Below are 7,443 nucleotides of genomic sequence, written 5' to 3'. Positions count from 1 at the left end.
GTTTCGCTCGTTCTCTCTCTCGCCTCAGCCCATCGGCCCTGATTCCGACGGCTTCGGCTTCTCGCTTCAAGCTCCGCGGCGCGGTCCTGATTCCGTCCGCCAAGCTTGCCAACTGCCGTTTCTCCTGATGAAACGGCGGTTTTCCTACACTTTCAAATCGTCGCTTCCGCTCTTAGGGCGCAGTGGTGCCAAAGAGCGTTTTTGTTCATGAAGTATTATCTACAAATTGGCAACGATGTAAAGTCGGGACGGTTTCAAAAATGACCCTCGTACTGGGCATTCATTGTTGACCATTTGTCAGAAATCGATAATTTCGACCCCCGTCGCCTCCATAGCTCCGTTGATTTTCTGTTACGAAAGAACCCTTGTTTTCGAGAAAAATTCATAATTGATAATACATATAATGATTTTGTCACTCTATTCTTTTATTTCATATTCATAATGCCCTATAGACACCTTTACGAAACCCCAGTTCAGGGGCTTATAGTTTCTTTTGTTCCATAGTCTCATAATTTTATAATGACTATATTATTTTGTTTCTTTTGGGAACTTCTATGCTTCTATGCTTGTGTGTATATAAGATTATATGTCTATAAGGCTAAATATCGTGACCATTTGGCAACAAAGAGAAATTTCCGGAAAGATTTTTCCTCGCTCGTTTCTCGGCCCCATTTTCCCGACGAGCGGTCAATAAGAAAACAATCCGACAAAAGCCGGATTGCCTCTGTACATATATTTTGTAATACGTTACTGTGTTTGTGTCAGCGGATGTAAGTCCCGGTTGCTGGCAGTGCCTCTTGTCGTGTTGGCTCAACCAATGCGAAAGGGGGTGAGGCCTATGGAACTAGCCGATCAAATACTGAAGTTGCTCACATCCATTGTGGTGCTGGCAACGGCAGCGGTTAAGCTCTATACCCAAAGCACCGAGCAGAGACGCAAGAGTGGGGAAAAAGAGGGGCCGGTCGCGGGACCGACCGACCCTTCAACCCATTAACGGCACTGCCCGAGAAAACGACCGGGCTTTCCGTTGACTGCATAGTAGCATGCGGGGTAACGACTTTCAACTACTTCATGAGTTTCTTTATGAGGGCCTCGTAGGCGGCCACGGCGGCCTGTAGTTCGCCCTTATGGCTTTCCCAATACTCGTCGAGCGCCTGGCGCATCACCTCGGCCCTGGTGATCTTCATGACGGAGGCAAGCAAATCCGCATGCTCGCGCTGCTCGGCCGTCATGGGGACGAGCACCTGGGCCGTCATGCGCGCGCCCGAGGCGTCGGCCTCAAGCTCGGGCTCTACTTCAGCGGCCTTCTTGCGAGGCTTCCGTGCGCGAGCGGGCTTGGGCTTGTCTGCAGGCGCCGAGGCGGGCTTGTCGGCCGCCACGGGCTCTACTGCGGCCACTGCTGGCGCGGCGGGCTCGTCGTAGTCTTCCACGAAGAAATCGGGCGTGCTGGCCGGCAGGGTCACATCCGATGCGGCGCTCTTTACCTGACGGGTTCGGGCCGGCTTGGCCTTGGCCGGCTTGGGCTCATCGCTCTCGACGGCCGCGCGCTCGACGGCGGCGTGCTCGGCGGCGGCGCGCTCGGCTTCTTCGGGCGCGTCCGCCGTCGCAGGCGTGCTCAGCTCTTCCTGGGCGGCACCGATAAAGGCGGCTGCCGCACGGGCGGCGTCCATCTGGGCGCGCAGGTCTTTCTTAGCCATTGACGTCCTCCAGAAGCTCGTCGATGAAGAACCGGTAGTCGTAGGCCACCTTGCTGGAAGGCGCGTAGGCGAAGATGGGCTGCTTGACGGCCTGGGCCTCCTTGATGACCGTGGCCTCGCGAATCCAGGCCTTGAACACCTTGGTTTCAAGCTCGGCGGCCATGGCCTCGGCGTCTTCGTGGATGATCTTCGAAATAGAGGTGCGCGGGTTGTAGCGCGTGAGCAGGATGCCGGCGATGCGCAGGTCGGGGTTGGTGTACTCGCGAATGGCCTGGATGGTGGCGGCCAGGTCGGTGACGCCGTCGAGCGAGTAGGCGTCGGCCTGGGCCGGAATGACGACCCAAGAGGCTGCGGTGAGCGCGTTCACGGTGAGCGTGCCCAAGGCCGGCGGGGTGTCCAGAATCGCGAAGTCGTAGCGGTCGGCCACGGCCTCCAGGGCCTTGCGCAGACGATAGTCCTTCCCCACCGAGGACATGAGGTCGTCCGCCTTGCCATTCAGGCGGCTGGCGGGCACTACGTCGTAGTTGTCGACGGTCTGGGCCGCCTCGGCAATGGTGGCGTCGCCGGTGAGCACGTCCAGCGACGAGAGCACGCCGGCCGTGGTGGCCTTCAGCGTAGTGGAGAGGTTCATCTGCGGATCGAGGTCGATATAAAGGACCCGCGCGCCGTCCTCGGCCAGCTTCGCGCCGATGGCCAGGTTGGTCGTGGTTTTCGCAACGCCGCCCTTCTGGGAGGCCGCCGCCAGTGTAATCATCATCGTCCCTTCCCTGCCGCGCCTGCGGGCGCAGCAATACGCATGCTCCTGCATTTGGTAAAGGAACTATAACATATAATGTTATGCTGTCTATAGGGATTTTAGGATTCTGCCAAGCCTAGCCGACCGGCTCCCACACGCCCCGAGGGAGCCTTCCGCCGGGCACCGGCACACTATGCGCGGGCTCCCCTCCCAGCGCTAGCGGGCAGGCTCCCACACACCCCGAGGGAGCCTTCCGCCAAGTACCGCCGCACGATGCGCAGACTCCCCTCCCAGCGCTAGCCGACAGGCTCCCACACACCCCGAGGGAGCCTTCCGCCAAGTACCGCCGCACGATGCGCAGACTCCCCTCCCAGCGCTAGCCGACAGGCTCCCACACACCCCGAGGGAGCCTTCCGCCGGGCACCGGCACACTATGCGCGGGCTCCCCTCCCAGCGCTAGCGGGCAGGCTCCCACACACCCTCTTCGGTGACGATAGCGGTGATAAGACGGTAGGGCGTAACATCGAAAGCGGGGTTGCGCACCTCTACGCCAGGGATGGGATCGGGCAGCACCTCGGCACGGTCGCGGTCTTCGATGGGAATATCGGCCCCCGACTTCGTTGAGCAATCGATGGTACTCATTGGTGCAGCCACATAAAATGGAATTCCATAGAAATTGGCGAGCACCGCAAGGCCCAGCGTGCCGATTTTATTCGCAGCATCCCCATTGGCCGCAATACGGTCGGCTCCGACAATAACGGCATCTACCTGGCCTTTTTCCATAAGAGACGCTGCCATGTTATCGCACTGCAACGTCACGGGCACCCCCGCCTGAGCAAGCTCCCACACCGTAAGACGCGCCCCCTGATTAACAGGCCGCGTCTCATCGGCATACACGCGATTGACAAGACCTTCTTGTGCAGATGCATAGACAACGCCCAGCGCGGTGCCATAGAACGCCGTAGCCAAACTCCCGGCGTTGCAATGAGTGAGAATGTTGAGCGGACGCACATGCTCGCCCGACGCAGCAAGGCCGCGAAGCAGCGCTGCGCCATGAGACCCGATGCGACGGTTCACCGTCTCGTCCTCAGCGATGAGGTCCTCAGTGAGCCGGTAGAGCGCCACAGCCGTCTCTCGAGGCGATGCCCCCGCTTGTCGGGCGTTGGAATCTGCCTGGAGCGATGCCCCCGCCTGTCGGGCCTCAGAGACAACCTCGCGGGCTTTATTCACGCCCCAAACCAAGTTGACCGCCGTAGGACGCGCCGCAGCAATGGCCCGCGCCGCCTCCGCAAGAAGCCGATCGAAGCCGTCACCATCGGCATATTCGAACGCGGCCAGCATAACCGCCGCAGCTCCTGCGACGCCAATGGCCGGAGCGCCCCGCACGGCAAGGGTCTTCACCGCATCGACGAGCTCGCGCCAATCAGAAGTGCGCAGGTAGACAAGCTCGCCCGGCAGCCGGCACTGGTCCACCAGCACTATGGACGGCACTCCCCCCTCAAGCTCCACCGCTATCGTTCGCGGCAAATTATTCAACGCTAATTCCATGTCGAATCTCTCATAAATAGTACTTTTGTTTGTGTTATAGATGTGCTATAGTGAGCTAAGCAGGTGGTATGGCCGCCTCTTCTCTGGAAGGAGCAGCCATGGTGTCTTTGCAAGAGCTACTAACGTTTTGCATTGTAGTAATTGAGCTCATACGAATTTCTATCGACTTGACTGCTCGTAGAAAAGAGTAGAGCCACCCTGCCTCACGGCGCGGATGGCCCCTCTTCGCAATACTGAAAATTTTGCGAGGCGGCCAGCCGTAGCCGCGGCAACCACCTGCTGTGTATTATAGCTCCATTTCCCCCACCGTCAACGCCAAAAACGAAGAGTGGCCGCCCCGCCAACCGGCGGAACGGCCCCTCTTCACACTTGTAGTGAAACGTGAGGCGGCCGTCCTACCCAAGGTGTCCACCTGACATTTCTTTATCGATTATAACGCGCTCTACCGCGCTGTCAAACAGAAAAGAGCAGAGCCACCCTGCCTCACAGCGCGGGTGACTCTGCTCCAAAAACTACTAGCAGCAGTTACGCTTAGGCCTGCTTGATGGCGGCCTGAGCGGCGGCCAGACGGGCCACCGGCACGCGATAGGGCGAGCAGCTCACGTAGTCCAGACCAATGCGGTTGAACGTATGGATGCTCTCCGGATCGCCGCCGTGCTCGCCGCAGACACCGCAGACGATGTCGGGGTTGCCCTCATGACCCAGGGCCACGCCCATCTCCACCAGCTTCGCCACACCGGCGTCGATGGTAGCGAACGGGTTGTAGGGCAGCAGATGCTCGTTGAGGTACTGCGGCACGAACTCGCCCTCCACGTCGTCGCGGCTGAAGCCGAAGGTGGTCTGGGTGAGGTCGTTGGTGCCGAAGGAGAAGAAGTCGGCCTGAGTGGCGATCTCGTTGGCCGTGATGGCCGCGCGGGGCAGCTCGATCATGGTACCAACGGGAATGTCCAGCTCGACGCCCTCCTCGGCGGACACATCGGCAATGACCGCCTCAGCCACGCCGCGCAGCTTCGCAAGCTCGTCCACCACGGACACAAGCGGAATCATGATCTCGGGCTTGGGCGAGAGGCCTTCCTTCTGCAGCTGAGCGCACGCCGTGGCGATAGCGCGTACCTGCATCTCGGGAAGGATGGGGTACACGATGCCCAGACGGCAGCCGCGCATGCCCAGCATCGGGTTCTGCTCCGCAAAGCCGTCGATCTTCTCAAGCAGATCGCGCTTCTCGGCGATGGCGTCGGCGGAAGCACCGGTGGCCTCCATCTTCGCGATTTCCACAGCCAGCTCGCGCGGGCTCTCGAGGAACTCGTGCAGCGGCGGGTCGAGCAGACGCACGATGACCGGCAGGCCGTCCATGGCCTTGAACATGCCGTAGAAGTCGCCCACCTGAGCCTCGAACAGGTCGGAGACGGCCTTCTCGCGGATGAGCTCGTCGTCGTTCAGAATGAAGGTCTGGATGATCTGCTTGCGATCGCCCAGGAACATGTGCTCGGTGCGGCACAGGCCAATGCCGGCGGCGCCGAAGTCGCGGGAGAGCTGGGCGTCCTCGGGGTTGTCGGCGTTGGCGCGCACGCCCAGGGTGCGAACCTCGTCGGCCCACTCGAGGATGGTGTCAAGGTCGCCGGTGAGCTCGGGCATGACCAGCTCCACGGCGCCGAGCACCACGATGCCGGTGGTACCGTCGATGGAGATCATGTCGCCCTCGCGGATGACCAGGTCGGTACCGGAGATGGCGGCCTCCTTCTTGGCAGCGTCAATCTTTAAGGCCTCCACGCCGCAGACGCAGGGAGCGCCCATGCCGCGGGCGATAACGGCCGCATGCGACGTCTTGCCGCCATGGGAGGTGAGGATGCCCTCGGCGGCGATCATGCCGGCCAGATCGTCGGGGTTGGTCTCCCAGCGCACGAGCACGCACTTGCGGCCGGCCTCGGCGGCGGCCACGGCGTCGGCGGCGGAGAACACGGCCTCTCCCACCGCGGCGCCCGGGCTCGCGTTCAGGCCGCGGGCCACCACGTCGTAGGTGGCGGACTTATCGAACTGCGGGTGCAGCAGCTGGTCGAGCTGGTCGGGAGCCACGCGCATGATGGCCTCCTCCTTGGAGATGAGGCCCTCCTTCTCCATCTCGATGGCGATGCGCAGCGCAGCGGCGGCGGTGCGCTTGCCGGCGCGGGTCTGCAGCATCCACAGCTTCCCCTGCTCGATGGTGAACTCGATATCGCACATATCGCGGAAGTGGTTCTCCAGCACGCCGAAGATCTCCTCCAGCTGAGCGCCGGCCTCTTCCAGGCCTTCCACTTCCTTCAGCTCGGCGATGGGGCTCGTGTTGCGGATGCCGGCCACGACGTCCTCGCCCTGGGCGTTCACCAGGTAGTCGCCGTAGAACTCGCGCTCGCCGTTGGCGGGGTTGCGGGTGAAGGCCACGCCCGTCGCGGACGTCTCGCCCTTGTTGCCGAACACCATGGACTGCACGTTGACGGCAGTGCCCAGATCGTCGGCGATCTTCTCCTTCTGGCGGTAGAGGACCGCGCGGGGATTGTTCCAGGAGCCGAAGACGGCCTCGATGGCCAGCTGCAGCTGCACCATGGGATCCTGCGGGAAGGCGACTTCGCCATCAACCACGAGCGTCGGGTAGGCGTCGCCGTCAACGTTCTCGGCAAAGATGGCCTTGAACTCGTCGACGAGCTGTGTCAGATCCTCGGCGGTCAGGTCGGTGTCGGAGGAGACGCCGCGGTCGTTCTTCATGGCGACGATGGCGTTCTCGAACAGGTCGCCGTCGAGGCCCATCACGACGTTGGAGAACATCTGGATGAAGCGGCGGTAGGAGTCCCAGGCGAAGCGCGGGTTCTCGGTCTGCTTGATGAGGCCGTTGATGGACTCGTCGTTCAGGCCCAGGTTGAGCACCGTGTCCATCATGCCGGGCATGGAGAAGGGAGCGCCGGAGCGAACGGACACGAGCAGCGGATCTTCGGCGTCGCCGAGCTTCTTGCCCATGCGCTCCTCCAGATCGGCGCGGTACTCGGCGATGGTGTCAAGCGCGCCTTCCGGCCACACGTTGCCAGCGTTGGCGTACTCCATGCAGGTCTGGCACGTGATGGTGAATCCGGGAGGCACCGGCAGACCGATGTTGGCCATCTCGGCGAGGTTCGCGCCCTTGCCGCCGAGCACCCACTTCATCTCGGTGTTGCCCTCGGTCACATTGTTCCCGTTGGCGTCCTTGCCGAAGGCGTAGACGCGCTTCACTGCTTCTGTCACCTTACTTCTCCTTAAAGCTTAAGCGGCGCCCTTTTGACGCCACGATTGCCTTTTCCCGCCATGCCAGCCAAGCCGAACAAGGCGCCCCCGCCACGCGTCGCCTGTTGGCGCCGCGAAGCAAGTCTGCTTAATTATAAGGGATAATGCCGTTAATTTGGCGATACGTCCCTCCCGGCAGGCCGCAGTACCCCAAAACCTCACAAGCGGCACCCC

5 protein-coding genes are annotated in these 7,443 nt (G+C 61.4%); 1 reads left to right on the top strand and 4 read right to left on the bottom strand.

All coding sequences use genetic code 11. The features are described from left to right. Window positions 1-838: 838 nt before the first annotated feature. A complete protein-coding gene (locus VJ923_RS03790) occupies window positions 839-994 on the top strand; it encodes a hypothetical protein (RefSeq protein ID WP_326438718.1) in 156 nt (51 codons plus the stop codon). Between the two features lie 70 nt (window positions 995-1,064). On the opposite strand, the gene VJ923_RS03785 is transcribed toward VJ923_RS03790, so the two are convergent. The 4 genes from VJ923_RS03785 to ppdK all read right to left on the bottom strand — a co-directional run bounded on the left by VJ923_RS03785 (window position 1,065) and on the right by ppdK (window position 7,230). Beyond that, window positions 1,065-1,697, bottom strand: coding sequence for a hypothetical protein (locus tag VJ923_RS03785; RefSeq protein WP_326438716.1), 633 nt, complete (start codon window positions 1,695-1,697; stop codon window positions 1,065-1,067). Beyond that, window positions 1,690-2,454, bottom strand: a complete 765-nt coding sequence (locus VJ923_RS03780; RefSeq protein ID WP_326438714.1) for a ParA family protein — start codon at window positions 2,452-2,454, stop codon at window positions 1,690-1,692. The genes VJ923_RS03785 and VJ923_RS03780 overlap by 8 nt, the downstream gene beginning before the upstream one ends. Before the next feature lie 435 nt (window positions 2,455-2,889). After that, entirely contained in the window at window positions 2,890-3,924 is a 1,035-nt protein-coding gene (gene mtnA / locus VJ923_RS03775) for an S-methyl-5-thioribose-1-phosphate isomerase (RefSeq protein WP_326438712.1), read from the bottom strand. A gap of 588 nt (window positions 3,925-4,512) precedes the next feature. Continuing rightward, window positions 4,513-7,230: a pyruvate, phosphate dikinase gene (gene ppdK, locus VJ923_RS03770; RefSeq protein ID WP_326438710.1), complete on the bottom strand. Its 2,718-nt coding sequence runs from the start codon at window positions 7,228-7,230 to the stop codon at window positions 4,513-4,515. Window positions 7,231-7,443: the final 213 nt, after the last annotated feature.

The organism is Adlercreutzia shanghongiae, assembly GCF_035830635.1.
GTDB classification, from domain to species: Bacteria; Actinomycetota; Coriobacteriia; order Coriobacteriales; family Eggerthellaceae; genus Adlercreutzia; species Adlercreutzia shanghongiae.
This window is presented reverse-complemented; position numbering and strand designations above follow the sequence as displayed.